The 25,294-nt window shown below is 55.6% G+C and carries 32 protein-coding genes and 1 tRNA gene; 12 read left to right on the top strand and 21 right to left on the bottom strand.

Annotated features, from left to right (window positions below):
* Positions 1 to 2: 2 nt before the first annotated feature.
* A complete protein-coding gene (gene ftsE, locus ACN0XZ_RS01510; RefSeq protein ID WP_417455939.1) occupies positions 3 to 731 on the bottom strand; it encodes a cell division ATP-binding protein FtsE in 729 nt (242 codons plus the stop codon).
* A 200-nt stretch (positions 732 to 931) separates the two neighbouring features.
* Here ftsE and ACN0XZ_RS01505 point away from each other — a divergent pair, with 200 nt between their 5' ends.
* From ACN0XZ_RS01505 to ACN0XZ_RS01495, 3 genes are read left to right on the top strand one after another with little or no spacing between them, the layout of a single operon-like run.
* Complete coding sequence (locus tag ACN0XZ_RS01505; RefSeq protein ID WP_417455938.1) at positions 932 to 2,008, top strand: zinc-ribbon domain-containing protein; 1,077 nt, start codon at positions 932 to 934, stop codon at positions 2,006 to 2,008.
* Positions 2,008 to 2,562: a phosphoribosyltransferase gene (locus tag ACN0XZ_RS01500; protein ID WP_417455937.1), complete on the top strand. Its 555-nt coding sequence runs from the start codon at positions 2,008 to 2,010 to the stop codon at positions 2,560 to 2,562. Before ACN0XZ_RS01505 ends, ACN0XZ_RS01500 begins: the two co-directional genes overlap by 1 nt.
* Positions 2,563 to 2,600: 38 nt before the next feature.
* Positions 2,601 to 3,062 carry a response regulator gene (locus tag ACN0XZ_RS01495; protein ID WP_417455936.1) on the top strand — a complete coding sequence of 154 codons (462 nt, stop codon included), beginning with the start codon at positions 2,601 to 2,603 and terminating at the stop codon, positions 3,060 to 3,062.
* Here ACN0XZ_RS01495 and lysA read toward each other — a convergent pair.
* The 3 genes from lysA to argH are packed head-to-tail and all read right to left on the bottom strand — an operon-like array spanning position 2,996 to position 5,820.
* Positions 2,996 to 4,273 (bottom strand): diaminopimelate decarboxylase, encoded by a 1,278-nt coding sequence (gene lysA, locus ACN0XZ_RS01490; protein WP_417455935.1) that lies wholly within the window; start codon positions 4,271 to 4,273, stop codon positions 2,996 to 2,998. The genes ACN0XZ_RS01495 and lysA overlap by 67 nt on opposite strands.
* 18 nt (positions 4,274 to 4,291) lie before the next feature.
* A complete protein-coding gene (locus ACN0XZ_RS01485) occupies positions 4,292 to 4,414 on the bottom strand; it encodes a hypothetical protein (RefSeq protein ID WP_417455934.1) in 123 nt (40 codons plus the stop codon).
* Positions 4,411 to 5,820 carry an argininosuccinate lyase gene (gene argH / locus ACN0XZ_RS01480; protein ID WP_417455933.1) on the bottom strand — a complete coding sequence of 470 codons (1,410 nt, stop codon included), beginning with the start codon at positions 5,818 to 5,820 and terminating at the stop codon, positions 4,411 to 4,413. Before argH ends, ACN0XZ_RS01485 begins: the two co-directional genes overlap by 4 nt.
* A 74-nt stretch (positions 5,821 to 5,894) precedes the next feature.
* Here argH and ACN0XZ_RS01475 point away from each other — a divergent pair, with 74 nt between their 5' ends.
* Together ACN0XZ_RS01475 and ACN0XZ_RS01470 are read left to right on the top strand one after the other, a co-directional pair.
* Positions 5,895 to 6,476: a TlpA disulfide reductase family protein gene (locus tag ACN0XZ_RS01475; protein WP_417455932.1), complete on the top strand. Its 582-nt coding sequence runs from the start codon at positions 5,895 to 5,897 to the stop codon at positions 6,474 to 6,476.
* A 94-nt stretch (positions 6,477 to 6,570) separates the two neighbouring features.
* Positions 6,571 to 7,164 carry a TlpA disulfide reductase family protein gene (locus ACN0XZ_RS01470; RefSeq protein ID WP_417455931.1) on the top strand — a complete coding sequence of 198 codons (594 nt, stop codon included), beginning with the start codon at positions 6,571 to 6,573 and terminating at the stop codon, positions 7,162 to 7,164.
* Here the strand turns inward: ACN0XZ_RS01470 and ACN0XZ_RS01465 are convergent.
* Positions 7,161 to 7,838, bottom strand: coding sequence for a glutathione S-transferase family protein (locus ACN0XZ_RS01465; protein ID WP_417455930.1), 678 nt, complete (start codon positions 7,836 to 7,838; stop codon positions 7,161 to 7,163). The two genes, ACN0XZ_RS01470 and ACN0XZ_RS01465, sit on opposite strands and share 4 nt — an antisense overlap.
* A 382-nt stretch (positions 7,839 to 8,220) precedes the next feature.
* Here ACN0XZ_RS01465 and ACN0XZ_RS01460 point away from each other — a divergent pair, with 382 nt between their 5' ends.
* Positions 8,221 to 8,988, top strand: coding sequence for an FAD:protein FMN transferase (locus ACN0XZ_RS01460; protein ID WP_417455929.1), 768 nt, complete (start codon positions 8,221 to 8,223; stop codon positions 8,986 to 8,988).
* Positions 8,989 to 9,051: 63 nt separating this feature from the next.
* On the opposite strand, the gene ACN0XZ_RS01455 is transcribed toward ACN0XZ_RS01460, so the two are convergent.
* On the bottom strand, positions 9,052 to 9,687 hold the full coding sequence (locus ACN0XZ_RS01455) for a hypothetical protein (protein ID WP_417455928.1): 636 nt from the start codon (positions 9,685 to 9,687) through the stop codon (positions 9,052 to 9,054).
* Positions 9,688 to 9,866: 179 nt separating this feature from the next.
* Here ACN0XZ_RS01455 and ACN0XZ_RS01450 point away from each other — a divergent pair, with 179 nt between their 5' ends.
* Positions 9,867 to 11,735 carry a tetratricopeptide repeat protein gene (locus tag ACN0XZ_RS01450; RefSeq protein ID WP_417455927.1) on the top strand — a complete coding sequence of 623 codons (1,869 nt, stop codon included), beginning with the start codon at positions 9,867 to 9,869 and terminating at the stop codon, positions 11,733 to 11,735.
* 79 nt (positions 11,736 to 11,814) lie between these two features.
* Here the strand turns inward: ACN0XZ_RS01450 and ACN0XZ_RS01445 are convergent, their stop codons facing one another.
* The 5 genes from ACN0XZ_RS01445 to ACN0XZ_RS01425 all read right to left on the bottom strand — a co-directional run bounded on the left by ACN0XZ_RS01445 (position 11,815) and on the right by ACN0XZ_RS01425 (position 15,404).
* The gene (locus ACN0XZ_RS01445; RefSeq protein ID WP_417455926.1) at positions 11,815 to 12,690 is read right to left on the bottom strand and encodes a 3-hydroxybutyryl-CoA dehydrogenase; all 876 of its coding nucleotides are present in this window, start codon (positions 12,688 to 12,690) and stop codon (positions 11,815 to 11,817) included.
* 108 nt (positions 12,691 to 12,798) lie between these two features.
* Positions 12,799 to 13,725, bottom strand: coding sequence for an electron transfer flavoprotein subunit alpha/FixB family protein (locus tag ACN0XZ_RS01440; RefSeq protein ID WP_417455925.1), 927 nt, complete (start codon positions 13,723 to 13,725; stop codon positions 12,799 to 12,801).
* Positions 13,725 to 14,471: an electron transfer flavoprotein subunit beta/FixA family protein gene (locus ACN0XZ_RS01435; RefSeq protein ID WP_417455924.1), complete on the bottom strand. Its 747-nt coding sequence runs from the start codon at positions 14,469 to 14,471 to the stop codon at positions 13,725 to 13,727. The genes ACN0XZ_RS01440 and ACN0XZ_RS01435 overlap by 1 nt, the downstream gene beginning before the upstream one ends.
* Positions 14,472 to 14,648: 177 nt before the next feature.
* Complete coding sequence (locus ACN0XZ_RS01430) at positions 14,649 to 15,215, bottom strand: cob(I)yrinic acid a,c-diamide adenosyltransferase (protein WP_417455923.1); 567 nt, start codon at positions 15,213 to 15,215, stop codon at positions 14,649 to 14,651.
* Entirely contained in the window at positions 15,216 to 15,404 is a 189-nt protein-coding gene (locus ACN0XZ_RS01425) for a twin transmembrane helix small protein (RefSeq protein WP_417455922.1), read from the bottom strand.
* A 294-nt stretch (positions 15,405 to 15,698) separates the two neighbouring features.
* Between ACN0XZ_RS01425 and ACN0XZ_RS01420 the strand changes: the two genes are divergently transcribed.
* Positions 15,699 to 16,304: a hypothetical protein gene (locus tag ACN0XZ_RS01420; RefSeq protein ID WP_417455921.1), complete on the top strand. Its 606-nt coding sequence runs from the start codon at positions 15,699 to 15,701 to the stop codon at positions 16,302 to 16,304.
* Between the two features lie 58 nt (positions 16,305 to 16,362).
* Here the strand turns inward: ACN0XZ_RS01420 and gluQRS are convergent, their stop codons facing one another.
* Both gluQRS and ACN0XZ_RS01410 read right to left on the bottom strand, forming a co-directional pair.
* Positions 16,363 to 17,217: a tRNA glutamyl-Q(34) synthetase GluQRS gene (gene gluQRS, locus ACN0XZ_RS01415; protein WP_417455920.1), complete on the bottom strand. Its 855-nt coding sequence runs from the start codon at positions 17,215 to 17,217 to the stop codon at positions 16,363 to 16,365.
* 59 nt (positions 17,218 to 17,276) lie between these two features.
* A complete protein-coding gene (locus ACN0XZ_RS01410; RefSeq protein ID WP_417455919.1) occupies positions 17,277 to 17,891 on the bottom strand; it encodes a TetR/AcrR family transcriptional regulator in 615 nt (204 codons plus the stop codon).
* A 98-nt stretch (positions 17,892 to 17,989) separates the two neighbouring features.
* Between ACN0XZ_RS01410 and ACN0XZ_RS01405 the strand changes: the two genes are divergently transcribed.
* From ACN0XZ_RS01405 to ACN0XZ_RS01395, 3 genes are all read left to right on the top strand, one after another.
* Positions 17,990 to 18,466: a VOC family protein gene (locus ACN0XZ_RS01405; protein WP_417455918.1), complete on the top strand. Its 477-nt coding sequence runs from the start codon at positions 17,990 to 17,992 to the stop codon at positions 18,464 to 18,466.
* Positions 18,467 to 18,690: 224 nt separating this feature from the next.
* Positions 18,691 to 19,263, top strand: coding sequence for an HNH endonuclease (locus tag ACN0XZ_RS01400; RefSeq protein ID WP_417455917.1), 573 nt, complete (start codon positions 18,691 to 18,693; stop codon positions 19,261 to 19,263).
* Positions 19,264 to 19,421: 158 nt separating this feature from the next.
* Entirely contained in the window at positions 19,422 to 20,141 is a 720-nt protein-coding gene (locus ACN0XZ_RS01395) for a VOC family protein (RefSeq protein WP_417455916.1), read from the top strand.
* Between the two features lie 23 nt (positions 20,142 to 20,164).
* On the opposite strand, the gene ACN0XZ_RS01390 is transcribed toward ACN0XZ_RS01395, so the two are convergent.
* From ACN0XZ_RS01390 to ACN0XZ_RS01375, 4 genes are all read right to left on the bottom strand, one after another.
* Positions 20,165 to 20,311 carry a hypothetical protein gene (locus ACN0XZ_RS01390; protein WP_417455915.1) on the bottom strand — a complete coding sequence of 49 codons (147 nt, stop codon included), beginning with the start codon at positions 20,309 to 20,311 and terminating at the stop codon, positions 20,165 to 20,167.
* A gap of 98 nt (positions 20,312 to 20,409) precedes the next feature.
* Positions 20,410 to 21,015, bottom strand: a complete 606-nt coding sequence (locus ACN0XZ_RS01385) for a demethoxyubiquinone hydroxylase family protein (protein WP_417456638.1) — start codon at positions 21,013 to 21,015, stop codon at positions 20,410 to 20,412.
* 4 nt (positions 21,016 to 21,019) lie between these two features.
* A complete protein-coding gene (locus ACN0XZ_RS01380) occupies positions 21,020 to 21,505 on the bottom strand; it encodes a disulfide bond formation protein B (protein WP_417455914.1) in 486 nt (161 codons plus the stop codon).
* Between the two features lie 18 nt (positions 21,506 to 21,523).
* On the bottom strand, positions 21,524 to 22,102 hold the full coding sequence (locus tag ACN0XZ_RS01375) for a YqaA family protein (protein ID WP_417455913.1): 579 nt from the start codon (positions 22,100 to 22,102) through the stop codon (positions 21,524 to 21,526).
* A gap of 140 nt (positions 22,103 to 22,242) precedes the next feature.
* Here ACN0XZ_RS01375 and ACN0XZ_RS01370 point away from each other — a divergent pair.
* Positions 22,243 to 22,327: transfer RNA gene (locus ACN0XZ_RS01370), tRNA-Leu, on the top strand.
* A 686-nt stretch (positions 22,328 to 23,013) separates the two neighbouring features.
* Here ACN0XZ_RS01370 and ACN0XZ_RS01365 read toward each other — a convergent pair.
* From ACN0XZ_RS01365 to ACN0XZ_RS01350, 4 genes are all read right to left on the bottom strand, one after another.
* Positions 23,014 to 23,721, bottom strand: a complete 708-nt coding sequence (locus ACN0XZ_RS01365; protein WP_417455912.1) for a hypothetical protein — start codon at positions 23,719 to 23,721, stop codon at positions 23,014 to 23,016.
* Positions 23,722 to 23,958: 237 nt separating this feature from the next.
* On the bottom strand, positions 23,959 to 24,225 hold the full coding sequence (locus ACN0XZ_RS01360) for a hypothetical protein (protein WP_417455911.1): 267 nt from the start codon (positions 24,223 to 24,225) through the stop codon (positions 23,959 to 23,961).
* Positions 24,226 to 24,227: 2 nt separating this feature from the next.
* Entirely contained in the window at positions 24,228 to 25,040 is an 813-nt protein-coding gene (locus ACN0XZ_RS01355) for a DNA adenine methylase (protein WP_417455910.1), read from the bottom strand.
* A 14-nt stretch (positions 25,041 to 25,054) separates the two neighbouring features.
* The gene (locus ACN0XZ_RS01350) at positions 25,055 to 25,291 is read right to left on the bottom strand and encodes a helix-turn-helix transcriptional regulator (RefSeq protein ID WP_417455909.1); all 237 of its coding nucleotides are present in this window, start codon (positions 25,289 to 25,291) and stop codon (positions 25,055 to 25,057) included.
* Between the last annotated feature and the right edge of the window lie 3 nt (positions 25,292 to 25,294).

Below are 25,294 nucleotides of genomic sequence, written 5' to 3'. Positions count from 1 at the left end.
GCCTAGGCTCCCGGGTCAATCGGTGTGCCGCCGGGCATGAAAGACATCTCGCCTTTATCAAGCTTGAGCGTAGGAGCGCCAATGCTTTGCACCAGATGGTCATCGTGGGTGGCCACAACCGTGGTGGTGCCCTCTTTATTGAGTGCCACAAAAAGATGCATCAAGCGGCGGGACATCTCAGGGTCCACGTTTCCGGTGGGTTCATCCGCGACGAGAAGATCAGGTTTGTTGATCACAGCCCGCGCGATAGCGACCCGCTGTTTTTCACCACCCGAGAGTGTGGCGGGGCGCGCATGCATGCGGTCCTCCAAGCCAACCCAGGAAAGAAGCTCTTCCACATGGTCAGCCACCTGTGCCCGCTTTGCGCCCTGGATGCGAAGGGGCAGGGCCACATTTTCAAAAGCGGTCATATGGTCGAACAGGCGGAAGTCCTGAAACACAACACCAATGCGTCGCCGAAGACGGGGCAGGGCATCACGTTCCTGAGTCATCAGGTCGCGGCCAAAAAAATTGATCAACCCACGGGATGGCCGGTGCGCCAGATACAGCAGTTTGAGGAGGGTGGTTTTGCCCGCCCCCGATGGCCCCACGAGGAAATGAAACGAGCCACGGTCCAGCGTGAAGCTGACATCCTTAAGGACTTCGGCTCCCATGCCGTAACGCATGCCCACATTCTCAAAGGTAATCATTACTGCTCCCACGATCTCGGCGCGCAGAATTGCATATGGCATCCTATCCGTCCAGCGGGCAATTCTATGGCGCAGATTAGCGCTTAATTGAGGCAGCTTCCAAGCCCCCGTTGCGTCTTTATCGCTGTCGTGCGCCGTGGCGCTTGTCTTTTTTGCCTGATTTCATATACAGTTGAGGAATATTATATAACGCGGCTCAAGGCCCCGCGCTTTGAGCCCAAAATCAGGTCCGGGCTTGTCACATGATCCTTGTTTGTCCGTCGTGCGAGGCAAAATTTAAAGTTCCCGACGGTGCTATCCCGCCAGACGGGCGCACTGTGCGCTGCGCGAAATGCAAACACAGCTGGCGCGCGCTGCCTGACCAGATGCTCACGCGCCCTGCGGCACCAGCCGCACCGCCTATGCGCCCTGCTGTGCCAAGCCCAGCCTCCCCGCCGCCTGAGATGGATGCAGGCATGGCCGCCCGTGCGGCTGCTGTACGGCGTACGGTTCAGGACGATCCGGCTGATTATGCACCTCCGCCGCCGCCCATGGATGACGACATCTATGATGACGACGGGGATGTGCGCGCGGCACCCCCAAGTGCTGCGGAAAAATCGGATAGCGATGACTTTGGTGTAGGGGCTGCACTCAGGGCCAACTTCGGGTCAGAGTTTGATGACGACGAAGATGACGCAAGCGGCCACGATCATGACCACGCCGATGATGATGAGCAGTATGATGAGGACGATTTCCTCGCGCGCCGTCGGGCTGAGCAGCGCCGACAAGCCGAGCGGGCCTCTACCGCGCGCAAACGCAAGCTTCTGACAGGCCTTTGGGGCCTGCTTCTTATCTTCTGGCTTGTGGTTCTTTACCTTCTGGTCTTCAAGAAGGAAGAAGTGGTCTACAAGATGCCGGGCATGGCAGGCTTTTATGAGATGTTTGAGGGCGTTAGCGACGTTGAACGTTTCCAGCCAGAAGAGGGGGAAGAGGTTTCCACCCCACTTGGCGAGGCTGAAGTTTATGTCAGCGCAGTGCTCTATAATGACCGCACCAAGGTGGAAGAGGTTGATGGCCGCAACACGCTGATGGTGCGTGGCTTCATTCAAAACACCAGCAAAACCCGGTCTGCGACCGTGCCGCAGGTGCGGGTGGAAGTGCTGGATAGCGACAAACGGGTGCTTACGAGCTGGGTGACAGACCCGCCGGGCCGCATCCTGCGCCGGGGCGCTATCCTGAATTTTGAGACAAGTCTTTATCCCATACCCTCCGGCGCGGCCAATGTGGCTGTGAAAGCCATTGAAGGCAGCCGCTCGGCCGCAGAAGCGCAGACCCCCTGATGGATTATTTCTTCGACTGGAACAAAGCGGGAGATGCCCACCACGGCATTGAGCCCGTATTCACTGCCGAAGAAATCATTACCAAGGTGGAGGACTTGGCCGCAAGGCTGACCCGCTGGTTTGATACGGAACCCATTGCACAGGTGGTGATGAACGGCGCAATGATGTTTGCGGCTGATCTCACACGAGCCATGTCCGCCCGTGGCTGTGTCATGGAGATGGACTTTATCCGCCTTGAAAAAGACAGAAAAGCCGGGTCTGTTAAGCTTATATCGGCGTCTGATTTGCCGGTAGAGGGGCGGGATGTCCTTGTGATCGATGACATCTTTGAACACGGCAAAACGTTGGAGTTCGCGCGGAAGTATTTTCTATCGCTGGGAGCAGAAAGTGTAACCAGTGTTGTATTACTTGACAAAAGTAACGGCCGGACAACTAATATAAAGCCTGATTTTGTTGGTTTTGAGTGCCCCGATATATTTGTTATCGGATATGGAATGGACATTGCATATAGATACCGGGAGTTGCCGTTTATAGGCAAAATGGGCCGGGCATAGAAAAAACAATGCCGTTTCTCTAGTGGGAGTGAACCCCAGTGGCACGGGTTTTGGTTGTTGAAGATGAAGAAGCGGTGCGTGACTATGTCAGCCGCGTGTTAACGATGCATGGACATACGGTTCTTGTGGCTAACGATGGCGCACAGGCCGTGGAGTTGATGAACGACCATCACTTCGATCTTCTGCTTTCTGATATCGCCATGCCGATGATGGACGGCATATCCCTCGCGCTCAAGGTGCGGGCCACACGCCCGCATGTGCCGATTATCCTGATGACGGGTTTCGCAAATGAGCGCCAACGCGCCCATAATCTGTCTCTCTTGATCGAAGGACTTCTCTCAAAGCCCTTCACCATGGACCAGCTGTTGGGGGCGGTTAACAAGGCGCTTGCCAACCGGCGCAAGCAGGAGCGGGAGGAGACGGAGGAGGTTCTTCAGTCCTCGTCATCCGAAAGCCAGGACGGCAAGGCATCAAGCGCCAACAAGTCCTCAAGCGATTGACGTTTCCTGATCACCGCAAACCTGTCACCATCCACCAACACTTCCGGCACAAGTGGGCGGCTGTTGTAGGTTGAGGCCATCACGGCACCATAAGCTCCGGCTGATTTAATCACCACCAGATCATCTCTCTTGAGGGGCGCTGTTTTACGGTCTTTCGCGAAAACATCGCTGCTTTCACACACGGGGCCAACAAAATCAGCGACCACCGGGTCGTTTGCTTGCGGCTCGTTGACTGGTGCGATGGCGTGATAGGCGTCATACATCGCGGGCCGGGTCAGGTCATTCATCGCGGCATCAATGATATAGAAGGTGCGGTTTTCGCCGCGCTTCTCATAAATGGTTTTGCTAAGCAGGATGCCTGCGTTGCCTGCAATCAGACGGCCAGGCTCAAGGATGATGTCACAGTCGATATCGCCCATCACCTCCTGGATCATCTCACCGTAGGCGCTTGGCGCAGGTGGCACTTCAGCATCCGGCGCGTAAGGAATGCCGAGCCCGCCGCCGAGGTCGATATGGGTGATATCATGTCCCTTCGCGCGCAGGTCTCTCACAAGCGCAATCACACGGATAAAGGCTTCCTTGAAGGGTTCAAGTTTGGTGAGCTGTGAGCCGATATGCACGTTAACAGCAACGGCTTTCACGTTCGCGAGTTCACCAATGCGCGCGTAAACGGCATCTGCCTTCTGCCATGCGATCCCGAATTTGTTCTCGGATTTGCCGGTGGAAATTTTAGCGTGGGTCATGGCGTCCACGTCCGGGTTAACCCGGATGGAAACCGGCGCAATTTTACCAAGGCGCGCAGCGACGCTATTGAGCGCCTCAAGCTCCGCTTCGCTTTCCACACTGAACTGCTTGATGTTCGCGTTCAGCGCGACTTCCATTTCCTCATCGGTTTTACCAACGCCGGAGAAAACAATGCGCTCACCCGGTATGCCAGCCTTCAGCGCCCGCATCAGCTCACCCAGGCTCACAACATCAGCGCCTGCGCCTTCACGGGCGAGGGTGGTGAGCACAGCCTGGTTGCTGTTTGCTTTTACCGCGAAGCAGATGAGCGGGTTGATGCGCGCAAATGCTTCCCTGAAAACGCGGAAATGGCGCTTGAGCGTCGCCGTTGAATAAACGTAAACCGGTGTGCCAACCTCGTCTGCGATGCGGGGGAGAGCAACGTCTTCGGCGTGCATTACGCCGTCTTTATACTGGAAATGGTCCATCTGGCCCTCAGGTCTGCACTAATTGCTGTTCTGGTAGCTTGGGGGTGGCTTCACGTCGCCTTTTTTGCCGCAAGCGCTCAGGCTGGTGCCCGCGCTCACGATCAGGCCGATGATGGTGACAGTTTTGATCAGACGTTTCATTTGAGTGCCTCCCGCGCGGCTTTCACAGCCGCTTTCACATTCTCAGGTGCCGTGCCGCCAAAAGATGTGCGGCTGGTGACAGATGCTTCGACGCTCAGCACCGAATAAATATCGTCAGTAATGCGTGGCTCTACCGCTTGCATGGCATCAAGGGGCAGGTCCTTGAGGTCAAGCCCGCGGCTCTCCGCTTCCTTGACGACCGCGCCGGTTACATGGTGGGCATCGCGGAACGGCAGGCCAAGCACCCGCACAAGCCAATCGGCGAGATCGGTTGCGGTTGAGAAGCCCAGCCCAGCGGCTTTCGCCATTTCATCAGTGCGGGGTTTCAGGTCTTCGATCATGCCGGTCATGGCGGCAAGGCACAGCACAAAATCATCTACCGCCTGAAACACAGGTTCCTTGTCTTCCTGCATGTCTTTTGAGTAGGCGAGCGGCAGGCCTTTCATCACCATCATCAGGCCGTTCAGCGACCCTGTAATGCGGCCAACCTTGGCGCGCACAAGCTCTGCGGCATCAGGGTTGCGCTTTTGCGGCATGATAGACGAGCCGGTTGAAAACCCGTCAGACAGCTCGAGAAACTTAAAGGCGGATGTGGCCCACAGCACGATCTCATCCGCGAGGCGGGAAAGATGCACAGCAGAGATTGAAAGCACCGACAAGAACTCAAGCGCAAAATCCCGCGCCGATACAGCGTCGAGCGAGTTGGCGAGCGGCCGGTCAAAACCAAGGGCATCAGCGGTCATGTGCCGGTCGATGGGGAAACTGGTGCCCGCAAGCGCTGCGGCGCCCAGCGGGCTCTCGTTCACCCGTGTGCGGCAATCTTTCAGCCGTGCGCGGTCGCGCGCAAACATTTCATGATAGGCCATCAGGTGGTGGCCAAGGGTAACGGGCTGCGCAGTCTGCAAATGGGTGAAACCGGGCATCACCGACCCAGCGTGTTTGTCAGCCTGATCAACGAGCGCGCTCAGGAGGCCCTTCAGGCCCAGATCCAGCTCGTCACAGCGTTCCCGTACCCAGAGGCGGAAGTCCGTCGCCACCTGATCGTTGCGGGAACGGCCGGTATGAAGGCGCGCACCTGCGTCCCCCACAAGCTCGCGCAGGCGGCTTTCCACATGCATGTGGATATCCTCAAGGGCGGGGTCGAACACCATTTCGCCCGCTTCAATCTCTGCCTTGACCTGATCAAGGCCCTTGTGGATGGCGGTAACGTCATCCTGCGAGATAATGCCCTGTGTGCCTAGCATGCTCGCGTGCGCCTTGGAGCCAGCGATGTCTTCTGCATAAAGGCGTTTGTCAAAACCGATAGAAGCGTTGATTTCCTGCATGATGGCAGACGGGCCTGCGCCAAAGCGCCCACCCCACATGGATTGACCTTTTTTCGCGTTCTTATCGTTATTGTGATCCATGCCAGTCTTGCCTTTCCAATCAGCGCCTATATGTTTGTGGCCGCTAACGTCCCTTTGTAACCTGGAGTCCGTGGATGCACAAAAAAGTCCTTATACTTTCCACCATCGTGGTCGCTCTTTTGGGCGTTGCAGCTTATCGAGTGTTTATAACGCCGACAACGGCGGATGCACCGATAAATTCTTACCTGAAAGGCGAAATGGCAAAGCTGACCTTGCCTGAAACGCCCATGATGTTGCCCTCGCATGAAATTATCTTTGCGGACGGCAGCAAAGCGCCGCTTTCAAGCCTCAAGGGCAAGGCGATGCTTATAAACCTGTGGGCCAGTTGGTGCGCGCCGTGCCGGGCGGAGATGAAAGAGCTTGCAAACCTGCAGCATGAGCTGGGCGGTGACGACTTTGAAGTGGTGGCGATAACGGTGGACCGTGGCGGCATTCTTCAGGCTGAGGAAACCCTGAAGGAATGGGGTATTGAAGGCCTCGCGCTTTACGCGGAACCCACGATGAAGATCGCGTTTGATCTGGCAGACGGCGCATTGCCCACAAGCTATGTGGTTGGGCGTGACGGTGAGGTGAAAGCCCTGTTTCTTGGCCCCTTAAAATGGGACAAGCCTGAAGCGATAGAGCTTTTCAAGGCATTGGCCGCCGGCAAGATATAAAGGCTGGCCAGCGTATAAATTCACAGGCTTGTCATCACGCTGCACCCTCGTTTGTGCTATCCTGTAGGGGTTCAACGGATGCAAGGATTGGCACATGGTCACGCTCAGGCGCACAGGCTTCTCACTTATGTTGCTGGCTGGCTTTATAGCCGGGCAGGCACATGCCACAGGTGTGGATGACTATCTGGTTGGTGACCTCAGCGGCCTCAACGTGAAGGCGGGTGAGGTGCAGGTGGCTGATATGAAGGTGGTCTCTGACTTCAAGGGCAGCCAGAAAACCGTTGAGACCCTGGGTGAGAAGGCAGGCAAGGCGCTTGTTATCACCTTCTATGGCAGAGAATGCCTCGGGTGTCGGGCGCACCTCCGGAGCCTTGCGGCATTGCAGCGCACACTGGGCGATGACCGGATGGAAGTGGTGGCGCTCAGCCTTGATGAAGGCAATATTCACCAGGCCAAACGCACGCTGGACCGCTGGGGTATTGAGGGCCTTGCGCCCTATACACCCTATCACCTGAGCATATTGCGGGACCTGACCATGGACCCGGATTTCCGGCGGAACGGTACTGGCCCTGCCTCGGTTATTGTGGGTCCGGACGGGGTGATCAAGGCGACGTCATACAGGCTCCGGCACTGGGAAGCGCCGGAAACCATTGCCTTTTTTGAAGCGCTGGCAGACGGGAAAATCTAGCCGAGCCGGGTAGCGTCAGCGGGAATTTCGTCCTGCGCAACAACCTCATCTTCAAGGGCTGCATCTTGGTACCAGGCGTCCACCAGCGGGTGGGCGCGCACCGCGTCCATGTAAGCGCGGGAGGTATCACTCACCTCAATGCCGTAGGTGATAAGCCGGGCCACAACGGGTGCGAACATCATGTCCGCCGCGCTGAAGTCCCCAAAGAGAAAATCCCCTGCGCCACCAAAGCGTTGGCGGGCTTCATCCCAGCGGGCAGTGACTTTTTTCACGTCATTGGCGACAGCGTCACAGAGGTCTAAGTTGGACCATGAACCCCTCAGGTTCATCGGCGCATATGTGCGTAAGCCCATGTAACTAGAGTGCATTTCCGCGCAGATGCTGCGGGCGAAACCATAAGCGGCGTCATCCTCCGGCCACCAATAGGCCTGTGGCGCGATGCGGGCGCAATAGTCAATGATGGCGAGCGAATCCCACACAACAGTCGCACCGTGATGAAGCGCAGGCACCGTCCGGCTTGGCGAAAGGGCGCCAATGCGCTCATAAAATTCTGGTGTGTCGAGCGTTAGCTTCTCTTCCTCGAAAACGAGGCCGGTGTGGGCCACTGCGAGCCAGCCGCGAAGGGACCAGCTTGAATAAGTCTTTGTTCCGATGATGATTTTAAGCGCGGGCATGGCGTGGGCTCCTCCAGATGCATAAGAGAGACTACCCCACATACCACAGCCAGCACGAGCGCGCGAGCGGGTTTGGCATGCCACCGAGCGAAGAAAAATTCACCTCATCTTAGGTATTGCAATTAAGAATGATTATTAATTATACTCAATGAACAAGCCAGAAAGGTGCTGAAACTGGTGCTATTTTTACGCCACACATGTGTGGCGCAAGTGTGCGCGTTTCTGTGGCGTTTCAGGGGTGATTATCCGGTTATGTGCGGCGTATGTGTGGCGCGACTGCGGCGACCCCAGTGCCCTCTAAAAGACCGAGCAATGCGGAGAAAGGAAACCGATGACCTGTTGCCAGAAAATGTCACGTTCAAAACCTGTGATGGGGGCAACCATGCGAATTTCCACGCTCGGGCTTCACGGATTTTGTGCCATGCGGGTGATCAGGAAAGCATTTGATGCGGTGGAGGCTTTGGAGGCCTCGGTGAACACAGGCTGTGTGGACAGTGAACTGATGCGCCTCCTGGCTGCCCCCGTAAGGGAGAGCCATTATGTCTCAAACAATCTATGGCAGATGCTCAGGATCGCGAATGAGATCGCCTACCGCTCGGACGGTGTGTTTGATATTGCCGCCTCGGGCACAGCAGGTGCTGCAGTCTGGACGGATATCGACCTTTCCGTGAAGAACTTTGTGCGCCTCAACAAGCCGCTGCGGTTGGAGCTGAAATCCATCGCGAAGGGTTATGCGGTTGATGTGGCTGTGCGTGCGTTGGAGGAAGCCGGTGTCGGCAGGGGTATTGTTGACCTTGACGGATGCATTCGGGCATTTGGCCCGCAGGAGTGGCGTATCCACTTCAACCTCGGGGTGATGGGGGAGACGAGCCTGCCGATTACCTTGAGGGGCGGCGCGCTTGCGTGTTTTGGCCCCGGCTATGGTGAAACCGCGCTTTATGATACCCGCAAAGGCATGTTGCGCGCGCGGGAAGAACTGGGCGCCTCAAACGTGATAGTGCGGGCGCCGTCGGCCGCGCTTGCCAACAGCCTCACCGGCGTTGCGGCACTGATGCAGGCGGATGCAGCGAAGGTGCTAAAGGGGCTTGGCGCTCGCGGGCTTGTGCTGACGCCTGACGGGCCACGGCTGCTGGAAAGCGCCTTAAGCTAAAGCGAGACAACAAAAAGCCCGGCGTTTGCCGGGCTTCTCACAAGAACTGAATTTCTGCCTGTATTAGCTCGCCACTTGGCCTTGGCTGCGCTGTTTGCGCTGGCGGCGCGCCATGTAAACGAGGGCTGGCAACAGAAGAAGCGCACCAGCAGGCTCAGGCACAGACGCCGGGTTCACAATCAGCGCAAAATTAGAGAAGGCTGAGTGCGAGTTCGGAGACAGGTTACCCGGATTCGGCTGGAATGCACCAGTGTTGCCACCAGGCAATGCGAATGTAGATGAGGACGGTGATAGGGTTACGTTCAAGCTAAGGAAATAAGTGCCCGCCGCCTGAATAAGATCACTAGCACCGCCAGTTGTCAGGATCGGTGAGACCGTTTCCTCGAGGACATACCCAAGGAACGAATAGGTGGCGACGCCATCAAACTCGTAAACACTCCAGGTAAAATCGAATGGAGCGAGATCAGTAACCCCGTTACAGAGGGAGGTCAAAGTCCCTTGTACGCTGGGGTTGGGATTGGAATCGAATGAGGATCCGCAGCCGTCGAGCGCAACAGATTCTCCCAAAGCGATCGGGGAGTACTCGCCCGCATCGGCCTGTAACTCGCCATAAATTGTGGCCGCTGATGCTGCGTTTGAAAGCGCCAAACCAGCCGCCAAAGCAACGCCTGCTGCAAAGATTTTCTTTAGACCCGTCATCTTCAAATATCCCATGACAATGTGATTTGTTGTCCTTATATCTAAAAACTGAAAGAAATTCTATTTAAATTGTAAGAAGTACGCAACTATCTGACGGGGCAGGTCTCAGCATGGTTCGAAAATACGGTTTACTGGTTGCGTTGCTTCTGGCTGCGTGCGGCGATTCAAATGAATTGGGTTTGAGTTCCAATGAGTTGGCGGCTTATGACAAGGCCGCGCTCGAGAAGCTTGTGGAAGAGGGCGAAACGGATAGGGTCATCCAGGTCATCCGCGCCAAAGAGCAATTGAATATTGCGAGTACGGACGATTTCCTTGTTCTGGCCGATGTTTACCTTACGCAGTTCAACGGAGTCGCGGCCCAGGTTGCGATTGAAAAAGCGCGCAACAGCGGCGCCATCCGGTCTCAAACCGCCCTTTCCATGGGCTCGGCCTATATGCTGCAGCGCAGGCTGGAGGATGCCAAGGCTGAACTCAGGAACGTTATGCTGTCCGGCAGTGGTGGTTTTGAAGCGCTAATGCTTCAGGCAGACCTTGCGGTGCAGGAAGGCAATCTGGAGCTCGGGCGGAAATATTATGCTGCCGCAGCTGAGATGGAGCCACAAAACCATCGGGTAGATCTTGGTATCGCTCTCCTTGAACTGGGTGAGAGAAATCTCGATGCTGCGGATGCCGCAGCGCGATCAGCACTTGGTAAAGACAATAGCACTGCGATGCCTGAATATATCATGGGCTCGGTTGCACGCGCTCGCGGTGAATCTGAGCGGGCCATAGAATTGTTCAACAGCGCCCTTGAGATACAGCCGACCTATATCCACGCTATCTTGGAGCTAACGGCCGCGTACCTTGATGTCGCCAATCTGGAAAAAGCCGAAGAAACATTGGACCGGGCTATCGCCATCGCGCCCAACTATACCATCACCCAGTTTTATGCGGCCTTTATTCTGGCGGAAAAAGGTAACTTGCAGGAAGCGCATGAAACGCTGTTGCGTACCGGGGATTTACTGGTGGCTTATCCAGCAGCAACACGCCTTTACGGCATGGTATCCTTCCGGGCAGGCAAATATTCCATCGCGTCAAAGTATTTGCAGATTTTCCTCGATGCACACCCCGAGGACCGTGAGGTCAGGCTGTCCTTGGCTGAAAGCCTTGTGCGCACGGGCTTTCCGGGACCATCGCTTGAGGTTCTTGCACCGCTGACGGCCGCAGATACCGCGGACGCCGATGCCCAAGCGGCAGCGGGCGCCGCCAATGTGGCGCTTGGGCGGGGCAGGGAAGCGGCTGAGAATTACCGCAAAGCGGTCGAGATAGCGTCGCAGTCTGGCGCGAGCGAAAATGACGAAACCAACCAGCAGATCAAGGGTAGCCTGATCGCTGCTCAAGCCATTGCTGAATATCGGGCTGGCAATACCCCAAAAGCGATTGAGCTGATGTCAGGCCTTGAAGATTTGGGTCTGCTCTCAAGCGAACACCTGACCTCCATCGCCAATATGCAGCTTGAAAATGCTGGGTATGTGGATGCGCTGGCGACCGCCAACAAGCTTCTGGAAAAAGGCGGCAGTGACGCGCTGGCCCATAATATCAAGGGCGCGGCCTATTACCGCATGAACCAGATGGAAGATGCGGTGACGTCGCTTTCAAAAGCCATCGCGCTGAAGGCGGACTATCAGTCTGCGCTTAAAAACAGGGCTTATGCCTACAGCGCGCTCGGCAACTATAAGGCCGCCAAGGCAGACCTTAAGGAGCTGGTCTCAAAGGTCGCGAACGATGGTCAGCTTTATGCCAAGCTCGGACATACCCATTTGATGCTGTCTGAGTTTTCAGAAGCCAGAATAGCCCTGCGTCAGGCGCGGCAGTTGTTGCCGAACTCCGCCGTGGTGGCCGCGAACTATGGCTACGCGCTGGCGCAACTTGGCTCCTATAATGAGGCGATTACCGCCACGGAGGCCGCGCTCAATCTCGCGAGCTTTGATAAGGCGTTTCAGGATGAGATGAGAAACACCATTATCGAATATAAGGCCGCACAGGAGCAGAAAGACAAACAGCAATAAGCTGACTGGTCCCCACCAAAAAACAAAAGCCGCTTCATGATGGAGCGGCTTTTTCATTTGGCTAAATTGAGCGGTAGGCTTAGCGGGTTGGTACCGGGTCACCCTCAACGCGGTAATCATAAAACCCGCGCCCGGTTTTGCGGCCAAGCCATCCGGCTTCCACATATTTCACAAGCAGCGGGCAGGGGCGGTATTTACTGTCCGCCAGCCCGTCATACAGCACCTGCATGATGGAGAGGCATGTATCAAGGCCGATAAAGTCTGCGAGCGTGAGCGGGCCCATAGGGTGGTTGGCGCCCAGCATCATTGCATTATCAATCGCCTCAACACTGCCAACGCCTTCATAAAGCGTATAGATGGCCTCGTTGATCATGGGCATCAAAATTCGGTTGACGATAAAGGCGGGGAAATCTTCCGAGATCACCGTGGTTTTGTTGAGCTTGCCGGTAAATACCTTGAAGCGCTCAAAGGTGTCTTCAGAGGTCGCAATGCCCGGGATCAGCTCCACAAGCTGCATGAGCGGCACCGGGTTCATGAAATGAACACCCATGAACTTCTCGGGCCGGTCAGTGGTGGCCGCGAGCCGCGTGATGGCGATGGACGATGTGTTTGATGCCACCAGTGCGCTTGATTTCAGGTGCGGGCACAGCTCTTTGAAGATCGAGGTTTTGATCTTCTCGTTCTCGACCGCGGCTTCGATCACAAGGTCGCAATGATTATGGGCGGCGAGATTGTCCGCGAGCTTGATGCGGTCAAGGGCGGCGTTCATCTCCTCAGCGGTGATTTTGCCTTTGCCCACCTGGCGGGACAGGTTGCCTTTGATGACCTTGAGGCCAGCTTCAACCCGGTCCATGCTCACGTCAGAAAGCACAACATCCATGCCCGCGAGCGCACTGACATGCGCAATGCCATTACCCATCTGGCCCGCGCCAATAACCCCTACCTTCTCAACCATTCTTATTTCTTTCGAAGCTTTGTTTTCAGAGCCTTAACTGGCTTCTTATTATCACGTTTAAAAAAAGGGCGCTATAGAAGCGCCCTTAATTTCTGATTGTCTCTGGGCTTAGAGAGCCTTCTCAAGAGCAGGCACTGCATCAAAGAGATCAGCCACAAGGCCGTAGTCCGCAACCTGGAAGATCGGGGCTTCTTCGTCCTTGTTGATCGCAACGATGATCTTGCTGTCTTTCATGCCGGCGAGGTGCTGGATGGCACCGGAAATGCCCACGGCGATATAAAGCTCAGGCGCCACGATCTTACCGGTTTGGCCTACCTGATAGTCGTTTGGCACAAAGCCAGCATCCACAGCCGCGCGGGACGCACCAACGGCGGCGCCCAGCTTGTCTGCCACAGCTTCAATGATCTTGAAGTTCTCGCCGGAGCCCATGCCGCGACCACCAGAGATGATGATCTTCGCCGATGTCAGCTCAGGGCGGTCAGATTTTGAAAGCTCGGCACCCACAAATTCAGACACGCCAGCCTTCGCGGCCGCTGCGATATTCTCAACTGACGCAGAACCGCCTTCAGCCGCCGCCTTATCAAAAGCGGTACCGCGCACGGTGATTACCTTCTTCGCGTCTGACGACTGCACGGTCGCGATGGCGTTGCCTGCATAGATCGGGCGTTTGAACGTGTCTTCAGATACCACTTCGATGATGTCCGAGATTTGCGCAACATCAAGGGATGCTGCCACACGCGGCAGGAAGTTTTTGCCAGAGGTGGTGGCTGGCGCGAGGATCGCGTCATAATCACCTGCAACAGAAAGCACCACAGCGGCCAGCTCTTCCGCGAGCGGATGGGCGTATGCCGCATCATCTGCCACCAGTACTTTGGAAACGCCGTCAATTTTCGCGGCAGCTTCAGCGGCTGCACCACAGCCGGAGCCTGCAACAAGCGCGTGCACATCGCCAAAAGCCTTGGCAGCAGTCACGGTTGCGAGCGTTGCGTCTTTTACGGACGCGTTATCATGTTCAACAATTACGAGAGCGGTCATTAGATTACTCCCTTTTCTTTAAGCTTGGCGACCAGTGCTTCAACGCTTTCAACCTTGATACCGGCTTCGCGTTTTGGCGGCTCTTCAACTTTCAGGGTCTTGAGGCGGGTTGCCATATCAACACCAAAGTCTTCCGGCTTCTTCTCATCAATCGGCTTGCGTTTCGCCTTCATGATGTTGGGCAACGACGCATAGCGTGGTTCGTTGAGGCGCAGGTCAGTGGTGATCACGGCAGGAAGCTTGAGCTTCACTGTCTCAAGGCCGCCATCAACCTCACGGGTAACGTTTACAGAACCGTCCTCTGCGGCAACTTCAGAAGCAAAAGTGCCCTGTGGCCAGCCGAGCATCTGCGCGAGCATCTGGCCGGTTTGGTTGCAGTCATCATCAATGGCCTGTTTGCCGAGAAGCACAATGCCGGGCTGTTCTTCTTCCACAATGGCTTTGAGGATTTTTGCAACAGCGAGTGGTTCGCTTTCACCGTCATGCTCAACAAGGATGCCGCGGTCAGCGCCCATGGCAAGGCCCGTGCGCAGGGTTTCTGTCGCCGCTTTTGGGCCGATAGAGACAACAACGATCTCTTCTGCCTTGCCGGCTTCTTTCAACCGGATTGCTTCTTCAACAGCAATCTCGTCAAAAGGGTTCATGGACATTTTAACGTTGGCGAGTTCGACGCCGGAATTGTCTGATTTTACGCGAACTTTCACGTTGTAATCGACGACCCGTTTGACGGGGACCATGATCTTCATGGGGTTCTCTCTCCCATTTTTGTGCAGGGCAACAAAGCCCGGGGAACTTATGTTGACAAGACCGAAGCGAAAATGGCCTCAGCCCTTGGAAAATTTAGGGGTACAAAGCGTTAAACCAGATAAAAACCCGAGTCAATGCAGTGCAGCAAAAACCGGTTTTCCGTAACGACAAAGCGTCTACCGATTGCCGCCTGGTACCCACAAAACGTCACCTGAACCTTTTTTGTTCAGGTATCTTGAAAGGACAAATAGGTGGTCGGACAGCCGATTCAAATATTTTATCGCTGCCGGGTTGATCGGCATGGTGCGGCTTGCGGTAATGGTGTTGCGTTCAGCCCGCCGCACAAGGGTCCGCGCGAGATGCAGATGGGCCGCCGCCGGTGTGCCACCGGGCAGCACAAAGCTCGTGAGCTGGGAGAGGTCCGCGTTCAGGGCGTCAATCTCTTCCTCAAGCCGGGTCACTTGCGCATCGGTGATCCTGAGTGTCATCTCACCCGGCGTGAAGTCATCACCGGGGGTTGATAGGTCTGCACCCAAATCGAACATATCGTTCTGGATGCGCATCAGCATGGTATCTGGCACGCCCTCGGTTGTAAGCCGTGCGATGCCGATGGCCGCATTGGCTTCATCAACGGTGCCGTAAGCCTCAATACGCGCATCGTCTTTCGCCACCCGGTCCCCGCCGGTGAGCGAGGTTTGGCCACCGTCGCCCCCGCGTGTGTATATTTTGGTAAGCTTGACCATCTAGTTTGAGACAGCCCACAGCACAAAACAAAGGATCGCCAGCGCTTGGCATGCCACCCGCGCCTGCATCAGTTTGTTGCCGTATTTTTTGTTGAAATCACCGCCTTTTGACATGCCGCCAACACCGACAAAGAACACCACAAGCGTGATGAACATGAAAAGAAGGCCAAGGAAAAACAGGAAGTTCATGGGGGAAACCTTATCGAGTTAATTTCGCCCACTATAAACCTATAAGGCAGGACCACAAGCCCGGACAGATTGACGCAGGCCGTGCATGACTAAGGCCTGTATGGGGTGTAGTGGTATAACTTTTGGGATATGTCATTAGACGTAAATTACAATCAAGGATTACAAAGATGTATGCTTTGCGTGCCTTGTACGCTATGCTGTTCGTTCAATTTGATTGGGGTGACAGGCGGTAGAGTGTGTGTGCGAGTTGTGGCAAGTCACATAGTGCCCCCACGGGGGTAGATGGAGATGAATATGACAGATAGAACCCGCAAACCCACCATCCGGCACACGCTGGCAACCCTGGCTACAAGCGTTGGCGCAATTCTCATGGCTGGCACAGGCGCGCAAGCGGCTGGCAAGCTGGATGTGGTGTGCGCGCAGCCCCTGCAGACAGAAGAAGTACGTGACCTGCTGGCCATGCCAATCAGCGAAACCACGGTCATGAATGAAGAGACGCTGCGCGGGTATAATATGTTCGTGCGTGAACTTCGCCATCATTCGAAAGAGCGGGTTGAAGAGATGGTCCTGAGCGACTGGGCTTTCCGCCTTGAAATGACCTCAGGGGGCGTGGCGCTGATGACCGACGCGAATGCGGAGGAGATTGATAGCCTTGATCTCGACTCCCGTCGCCGCCATGTGGCGCAGATCAACTATAGCCGTAACCCTGAAGCCTTTTTCCGCCCCACCAAGACGATCCCCACACACTATTTTGAAAGTGTGGACGCGCCAGGGCGGTATTATAAGTTTCAGGCCGCAACCAAAAACATGCCGTACCTGCTTTATGTACGCGAAGCGACATCAAAAGAGCCGATCGCTTACTCCACCAAAATCTATACCTGCGCAAAAACCGGCAGCTAGATTTACCGGCGAAAGCGCCTGACCCATTTGAAGGCTCCGCTGCTGGCGGGGCCTTTTTTTATAGCCTGAGTGATTGTATAAGCGCGGGCGCTGTCATGCCGCCCGCGCGCAGGCTTTCAAGCGTGACAGATTTGTTGCGTTTGGCAAAGCGCTCCCCCTTTTCATCCAGCAAAAGCCCATGGTGGTGATAGGTGGGGGTGGGTAGATTGAGGACGCGTTGCAGCACCACATGAATATGGGTGGCGTGATAGAGATCCTCCCCCCTGATGATGCGGGTAACGCCTTGCAGCGCATCATCCACCACCACACTCAGATGATAGCTTGTGGGTGTATCCTTGCGGGCGAGCACCACGTCGCCAAGCTCTCTCGGGGTGGCGGGCACAGTACCCTTCACCTCATCCTGCCACACCAGTGGTTCGTTGATTGCCTTGAGCGCCGCGTCAAGGTCAAGCCGCCAGGCATGGGCTGTGCCCGCTTCAATCTGTGCCGCGCGTTCCTTGGCGCTCAGGTGTTTGCAGGTGCCGGGATAGATCGGCCCGTCCGGCCCGTGGGGGGCTGAGGCAGATTTGGCGATCTCGGCCTCGATATCCTTGCGGGTGCAAAAACAGGGGTAGGCGAGGCCCATGGTCTTGAGCGTCTCAAGTGCTGCCTGATAGTCTTCAAAATGCTGGCTTTGCTGGCGCACGGGCTCTTCCCATTTGAGGCCGAGCCACTTGAGGTCTTCAAAAATGCCGTCTGTAAACTCAGGCCTACAGCGCGTGGTATCAATATCCTCAATGCGCAGAAGGAAGCGCCCGCTATGTGCCTCAGCGTACCGGTAGGCCATCAGCGCTGAATAGGCATGGCCTTTATGGAGCCGCCCGGTGGGGCTGGGCGCAAAACGTGTGACACATGGGTGATCTGGCTTCTTCATGATGGGGGCAGCTTATGAAAGCGGCGGGTGAAAGAAAACAAGAAACACACACGCATCCCTCAGGCCCGCAATAACCCGTGCAGGCAAGCGTCCAGCAACCGGTCCATCGCCGTTTTATCCAGCGGTTTTTGCTCCATCAAAAGCCGATAGAACACGGCACCAAACATCATATCAAGCGCGAGCTGCACGTCTGCGCCCTCACGCAGCAGGCCTTCATCCTCCGCGCGTTTCAACTCAGATGCCGCCTCACTTCTGCGGGTGCGGATAAAATGGCTGCGAAAAGCTTTTGAAACCTCGCTGTCTTCATTGGCGGCGGCCAGCATCATCGCCACATAACGGCCCGTTGTGCTCGCAAATGTTTCGGCAATGCGGTGCAACACAGCCCGAAGTGCTTCAAGAGGGTCATCGCCTGAGGGTGCATTGCCGCCAGTGGGGGCGGCTTCCATCAGCGCAGCCATTACCAGCTCATGCGCGTTGGCCCAGTAGCGGTAGATTGTCGGTTTGCCAACACCCGCCCGCGCAGCAACGGCCTCAATCGTCACGCCCGGCACACCATTTTCCCGGGTCAGCTCAGCCGTGGCCTTAAGAATGGCCGTGCGGGTTTTCTCGCTTCTTGGGCGACCGCGGACCGGTTTTCCAACATCTGTCTTTTGGTTTTTTGGGCTCTTTGCCATGCTGCTTGACTCGTTTTCTTAATTACGTTACGTAACGTAACATAATTGATTCTCATGATCAAGCCATCGCGGCATATATAGAGACAGAGGAGCAGGCCATGAGTGACGACAGCAAAAATAAAGGCGGCGCAGTAAAACTTGTCAGCACCTATCTGACAGTGAAGGATGCAAAAAAAGCCCTGGCGTTTTACGCGCAGGCTTTTGGCGCGCGGGAGATTTTTCGGCTTGAAGATCCGAATGGTGTGATCGGCCACGCCGAGTTTATGATCGGTGATACGCTTTTGCAGATCGCTGATGAGTATCCCGATTTTGGTGCGCTCAGCCCCATCACCATCGGCGGATGCCCGGTGAAGTTCACAATTGAGGTTGAGGACGCGCATGCGGCGTTTAATCAGGCGGTGGCGGCGGGCTGCCAATCGATGCGGGCGGTTGAAAAACAGTTTTATGGGTATCTCTCGGGCCTCGTGGCAGACCCATTTGGTTATAGCTGGTTTTTGCAGCAGAAGGTGGAGGACCTGAGTGCGGAGGAGATGCAGGAACGTTGGGAAGCCGTGTTTGACGAAAGCTGCGCCTAAGCCCGGCTTGAGTGCGGCAAAAATGAATCATCCCCCAGCATTTTTCTGATTCTTCCGGCTGATTCGACACAAGATAAAGCTTTGTCATTAAGGCGTAACACTGTATCTTGATTCTCGGACGTGTCGGAGTTGTAGCCCATAAGGGCGGGACCGACGGTGGGCGTCGGTTCCCAGTATGATCAGGTGGTTTTTTTACCGCCACGATCAGTTAGGGGGACAGAAACATGGGTGTTCATTTCGCACCCCACTTGCCTTCGCCGGATAGTTGCCCGGCTTTGGTGCTGAACGCCGATTACCGGCCGCTCAGCTATTTTCCGCTCAGCCTGTGGAACTGGCAAACGGCGCTCAAGGCCGTCTTTCTTGACCGGGTGAATATCCTTTCAAATTATGACCGTCAGGTGCATTCACCTTCCACAGCGATTAACCTGCCAAGCGTGATTGCGCTTAAAAAATATGTGCGTCAGCCGCGCTATCCGGCTTTCACACGGTTTAACCTTTTCCTGCGTGATGAATTTACCTGCCAATATTGTGGTGCCACAGATGACCTGACCTTTGATCATGTCATCCCGCGTACCTATGGCGGGCGCACAAGCTGGACGAACATTACCGCGGCCTGTGCCCCCTGCAATTTGAAAAAGGGTGGCCGCACGCCTGAGGAGGCGCATATGTTCCCCATGCGGTGGCCCCATAGGCCCACCAATCAGGAACTGCATGCCAGTGGTCGCCAATTCCCACCAAACTATCTGCATGAAAGTTGGCGGGATTTTCTTTATTGGGACGCTGAACTGGAGCAATAGGCCAGTCAGCCTGTCGCGATATGTGTGTGCGCTGGGCATCACACCTCATACAGGATGTGTGATGTAATGGCTGTCGCGCTAGCAAGCGGATATTGTCTTTGTATCAGTGTGCGCTGGGGGCATGGCGCACCTTCCTGGATTATGGGTTGGAGCAAGTGATGACAAATACGTGGGGAAAGTTGCGGGCGCTTATGGCGGCTTGTTTCTTGTGTGCGGGCGGCAGTGTTGTGGTCAAGGCGCAGGAAGGCTGTGATGGTGCCATTACGCTCGATCATGTGGTTTATGCGGTGCCGGACCTCGCGGCTTACGCTCTGCGCTTTGAAGCCCTCACCGGTGTGAAGCCCGTTTATGGCGGCGAGCACAGCAATGGTGTCACCGCCAACTATCTGGCGCAGCTCGGCCCCTGTACCTACCTCGAGATCGCAGGGCCGAAGGAAGGTGTTACGCCTGATATGATGGGCGAGCGCGCCGCCACCTACGCCCATGCGCATATTGCAGGCTTTGCCCTTGGCATGCGGAGCGCTGATGAAGCGCCCGCCCTGATGCAGGCCCAGGGTCTTGAGCTCGGTGAAGTGCGCGAGGGTGGCAGGCAAAAACCTGACGGCACAAGCCTGAGCTGGCGCACCGTATCCCTCTCTGGCCTCAACTGGGGCGAAAACACCTTCCAGTTTGCGATCGAGTGGATGACAGAACCTCACCCCGCCATGACATCACCGGCGGGTGCCGGGATTGACACCCTTGTGCTCAGCGGGCCGTCTGCAGATGCGCTCGAAGGCCTTGTTGAGGCTTATGGTTTGCCGCTTGAGCTGGACAGCGCGGCGGCACCGCAGCTCATGCTCATCCTGAACACCCCAAATGGCAGGGTTGAACTACGCTGATCGTGCTTGTGCGGGGCGGTTTTTTATCCCGCAATAAAGCCCTGCAGGATACACAGCACAGCCGTGGCCAGCATCCAGCGCCAGATGCGCGTGGACTCTGCCGCTGGCGGTTCATAAACGGTCTTGATTTCGGGTGGTTCTATCTCGGTTGCTATCGTCTCGTGTCGCATGGTTTTGCCCTTGTTTGTTATGGGCAGAACTATGCGCGAGGACAGCTGACAAAAACCGTCAGCTATCACGCGGCGTCAGCAATTATTGAGAGAGGGCATTAAACCCGTTTTGATATCCAAATCGCGGTGCGGCATCCGGCTTTGATGAGCCCGGAAAGCAGGGGGTAGCCGGTGGCGTCTTCTGCGCCGTGGGCTTTTGCAATTTCCATATGCTCAACCTCTTCCGCCTGAAAGGTTTCAATCACCTCTTCAAGCTCATGGTCACGGTCGGCATCGGCGCGCGCGGCCAAACTGTCCCGCTGGTGCTGGTAATGATCGTCGATCACTTCCTCAACGGCCGCGGTGCAGGCCATGGCGGCTTTCTCCCCCATCAGGGCTGTGGTGGCCCCAAGGGCAAAGCCCGCTACGTGCCAAAAGGGCGCCATCAGGGTTGGGCGCACACCGCGCTCGGTGATCATTTTATTGAAGCGGGCGAGGTGAACCTCTTCCTGCTCATACATATGTTTGAAAAGGCCAGCACGTGGGTGGTTTTCACCCAGCACAGCCCGTTGGCCCGCGTAAATGCGCACCGCGCCAAACTCACCGGCGTGGTCTACCCGCAGCATGCGTTCGGTGTCAGCCCCAAAACCACGGTCACCGGGCAGCGGCAGCGCAGGCTTCTGCTTGGTGGTGGTTGGCTTAAATTCCGCTTCTGTCTTGGGCATATGCTCAGGCATCTTTTATCTTTTTAGCCGTAAACAGGGCCATCCCTGTGGCGATGAGGAAATTATAACCCGCCATTGATATACCAAACAAGGACCATGCTATTTCGTCGCACCTCACGACAGGCGCGTTCATGATGGCCTCTAATGCCGCGTCTACACTGTCCCCCATGTCCACATAACCTGAACAGGTGGCGAGCCCTTCCCACCATTTTTGCTCCACCCCGAAGTGGAAGGCGGCAATGCCAGCGTCAGCCGCAAAAAGAAGCGCGAGCAGAAGCAGGATCAGCTTGTGCGGCAGGGCCTTCACCAGCTTACTGGTAAGGGCAACCGCAATCACTCCCATATAGGGGTAGCGTTGCCACCAGCACAGCTCACACGGCGGATAGCCCGCATATTGGAAGGCAAAGGCGCTACCGAGCAGGAGGGCCGCCACAAGGCCGCCAAAAAGCACGGGCTCACGATCTGGCAGGGATATAAGGTTTGAGGCCATGGCTTTTCTCCTGAATGCTTACAAAAACTTGATCACGGCAAACCCGGCGATGCCGAGGGCGACAAAGGCGGTGGTGACAAGGCCAAGGCGTTTTTCAATAAACTCACGGATCGGATCGCCGAACTTCCACAGAAGCGCCGCGACCAGATAGAACCGTGCGCCCCGCGCCGGGATGGAGGTGAGGAAAAACACAAAGGGGTTCATGCTCACCACACCACTTGCAATCGTGACCACCTTGAAGGGGATGGGCGTAAAACCCGCCACCAGGATAATGAGGATGCCGTATTCGGCATAATTCTGCTGGAAGGTGGCGAAAGCTTCCTGATAGCCGTAAAGTTCAAGGATGGGTTGGCCGATGGCCTCGAACAGCAGCGCGCCGATCATATAGCCAAACAGCGCGCCCAGAACGGACGCGATGAGCGTGATGGTTGCCAGCCGAAAGGCCTTCGCGGGCCGGGCCAGAATCATCGGGATCATCATGAGGTCAATCGGGATCGGGAAAAAGCTGCTTTCGGCGAAGGATAGACCCGCCAGCCACTTCTCACTCGCCGGGCTTTCAGCCTTCGCGATCGTCCAGTCATACAGCTTTTTCAGCATTGGTGCTCCCCGCCACTACACCAAATGATGGTTAGCAATGCGGGCGGGGAAATACAATCACACAATCTCACTTTTCCGCGCTTGACGTGTGTGCGGCGGTGTATATGATGCACGGCGCTCGATAAGAGCCCACCTCACAGGCCCCTGTGGCGGAACTGGTAGACGCGCCGGATTCAAAATCCGGTTCTTTCGGGAGTGTCGGTTCGAGTCCGACCGGGGGCACCACATTTTCGTTATATTTCAAAGTACTTAACAGTACATGGCGTAAATTTGGCGCAGTGACTTTTATCAGTATGCTCGGAATTTGAGCATATTCAAGTCATGAAAATGGGTGGCCAAATCCGTGACCACCCACTTCCGAAACACCACCTTTTGAGACTCATTTCTGGTGACGCTTGATGTATGCCTTCACGTGGTCTCAGTACCAGAATGGCCGGTGCTTGTCTGCGCTCGATGGGAGCCGAATGGCTCTCTGAAAGTCCGGTTTGCGATCGAGACCATTATGGGGCGCGGGGAAAATGGGGAATTTGAACTGGTCAGATGTCCATTTAGAGAGGTTTTCCGTCGTGCCGACAGAAACCAAAAACAGTGACCCGAGAAATGCTTAGCTTTCGGTCCGAGCCATGGACTTTTGCGGTTGATGGAGCCAGCAAAGAAGGGGCTTGTCAAAGTTGCGCGGAATCGGCTGAAGCTAGGTGCTAGGCAAAAATCAGGTTCGCCGACATTTAGGACTTACCTAGGCACGAAGCAACTACGCAATTGTCCAGAAAATTGGACGCTCCTGAGTTTGCCTAGACGGCGGGCCAGCTCGATCTCAAGTTGCCGCTGGATCACCACAATCCAGCCGCTATGGAGTTGGCTGTGAGACTCTCGTTTCTGTGGTGTCCAAAACGCAGTGAAGCCCTGCAGATTCAGTTAATCCCGCCGGGGACGCTCAGTTCTACAGTAACTGTGTTCATATAGGTTGTAGATTTTAGCATGGACTTCCCAAGATTTAAGACCAAGAGCCTGAAGCCACCATTGGATTTTTGGTCATGTTGCACCATGAAGACGAGTTGCAAGGTGGCGGTCATTGACATAAAGCAGGGTTGTTCACTATCCACCTTTCCAAAATCTCGCAAAATTTGAAGCATTGCGTCAGCTAATCCGTTCTCTTCTAGGGGTAACTTCATCTCTGCCGGTGGGATTTCGTCAACTTCAAATTTCAATGCCACAGTGTTTTTCGCTGTAGATTCCACGAATCTAGATCCGCTAAGGCCAAGCTCAGCAATGGGAAGAGCGCTGACGGAAACCGAGTTTGTGTCTGACGCTTTGTCCGTGACGGTGAGTGAGACTTCCACCTTATTGATTTTGTATGGCGGTTCGAACTCTTTGACCTTTGCCTTGTTGCCCTCTGATAGTTTGCACTTCCATGTATATGGACCGGGTTTGGGAGCGGTCTCAAACTCGCGTTTGAATATCCTGAGCTCTTGTTTGATTTTGTCGAGCACCAAGTGAACGGTTACGGTGTCTTTCTTGCTGCCGGCACTGTCTTTGGTTTGTGATACTTGGCGATCAATTTGACTGCAACTGGTCAGTGTCAAAGCCAAAAACATGAAACAAGCCGTCGAGCGCATCATTTCTCCCTCCTGCGGTGAGTACACCCCTAACCCCGGAAGTATAACCTATTAGGGTAAAAATGCTACTCTAAAGAGTTCTGCGGCGAAGCATGTCATGATTCAAGCCGTTGGTGACCCCCCGAGAAGATACGTTGTGGACATTGTTCGAATGAGAGCTGGTCGAATAGAGGGTAATACTGTGAACAGTGGGTGGTCAGAACCATGACCACCCACTTCCGAAACACCACTTTCTAAGACTCATTTCTGGTGACGCTTGATGTATGCCTTCACCTGATCTGGGTACCAGAGCGGTCCGAGTTTGCCTGCGCTCGTTGGGATGCGGATGGCCTTCGGGAAATCCGGCTTGCAGGCCACTCGCTGCTGGATCGTGATTTTGGACCGGTTCATGTATGCGGCAATGTCGTCGAGGGACCAGAGCCGCTTGGGTACTTTGGTCATGCGCAACTCTTCGAGGATAGATGTCAGCAATTCCTCGATGCGCGGTTGGGGCCAAGGCTTGTCCATGACTACGCTCCCTTCCCGTTTGTATTGGAGATGAGAACCTCCCCTGCCTGCGTATTGTTCTTCATGGATACGCTGTACCGCACTGGCACCGCTTCGATATCGAACGCGCGGAAGATGTGCCGGACCTCGGGAGTGTCATTCAGGGACAGAATGAACTTCCCTTTGAGGCTGGCGAGCTGCTCTGCAAGTTTTTCAAAATCAGCCCTGCAGAAGAGTGATTTGCCATAATAGTCCTCGACACCAAAGTAGGGCGGGTCGAGGTAAAAGAGCGTGCTGTCGCGGTCGTATTTTTCGATGAACGTCTCGTAGGACAGGTTCTCGATAATAACTCCCGCTAGCCGCTCGTGGATGTCTTCGAGAAGCGGTCCCAGCTTGGTGATGTTGAACCTTCCCGCATTCCGCACATCAACGCCGAAGGTGCGGCCCTCAACGAGCCCGCCGAAGGCCACCTTCTGCAGATAGAGGAAACGGGCTGCGCGTTCGAGGTCGGTGAGCGTATCGGGATTGGCTGCGCGCAGACGTTCGAATTCGCGGCGGCTGGTGAGTTGGAATTTCAGCATCTCCATGAAGTGCGCATAGTGGCGTTGGAGAATTCTAAAGAAGACTGCGACATCGCCGCTGTAGTCGTTAATCACCTCTGCCTTCGGTACGTTGGTGCGACGGAGGAAGACGCCACCCATGCCAACAAATGGTTCGGCATAGGTAACGTGGGGTACGCCGTTGATGCGTTTGATGATGGCGGGTGCCAGCATGCGTTTACCGCCAATATAGGGTGCTGCCGGGCGGGTCGGCTCAATGGGGGTGAAATGGTTCATGATGATGTTTCCTGTTACGTGCGGGTAGAAGTGTGGGTGTGCGAGGCCAGATAGGCATCGACATCCGGGCGGCGGTAGCGCACGGCGCGGCCAAGCTTCACGAAGCGTGGCCCAAGACCGTAGAGGCGCCATTTGTTGAGGGTGGAGGGTGCCAGACCGAGGAGTCGGGCAGCCTCATGGGTGGTCAGCATGTCGGTGCCGACTTCCCTATTTTGGCCTTCTGAGGCCTGATTGGTAGGAGTGGATGTCATGTG

The organism is Kordiimonas sp., assembly GCF_048264555.1.
Lineage (GTDB): Bacteria > Pseudomonadota > Alphaproteobacteria > Sphingomonadales > Kordiimonadaceae > Kordiimonas.
This window is presented reverse-complemented; position numbering and strand designations above follow the sequence as displayed.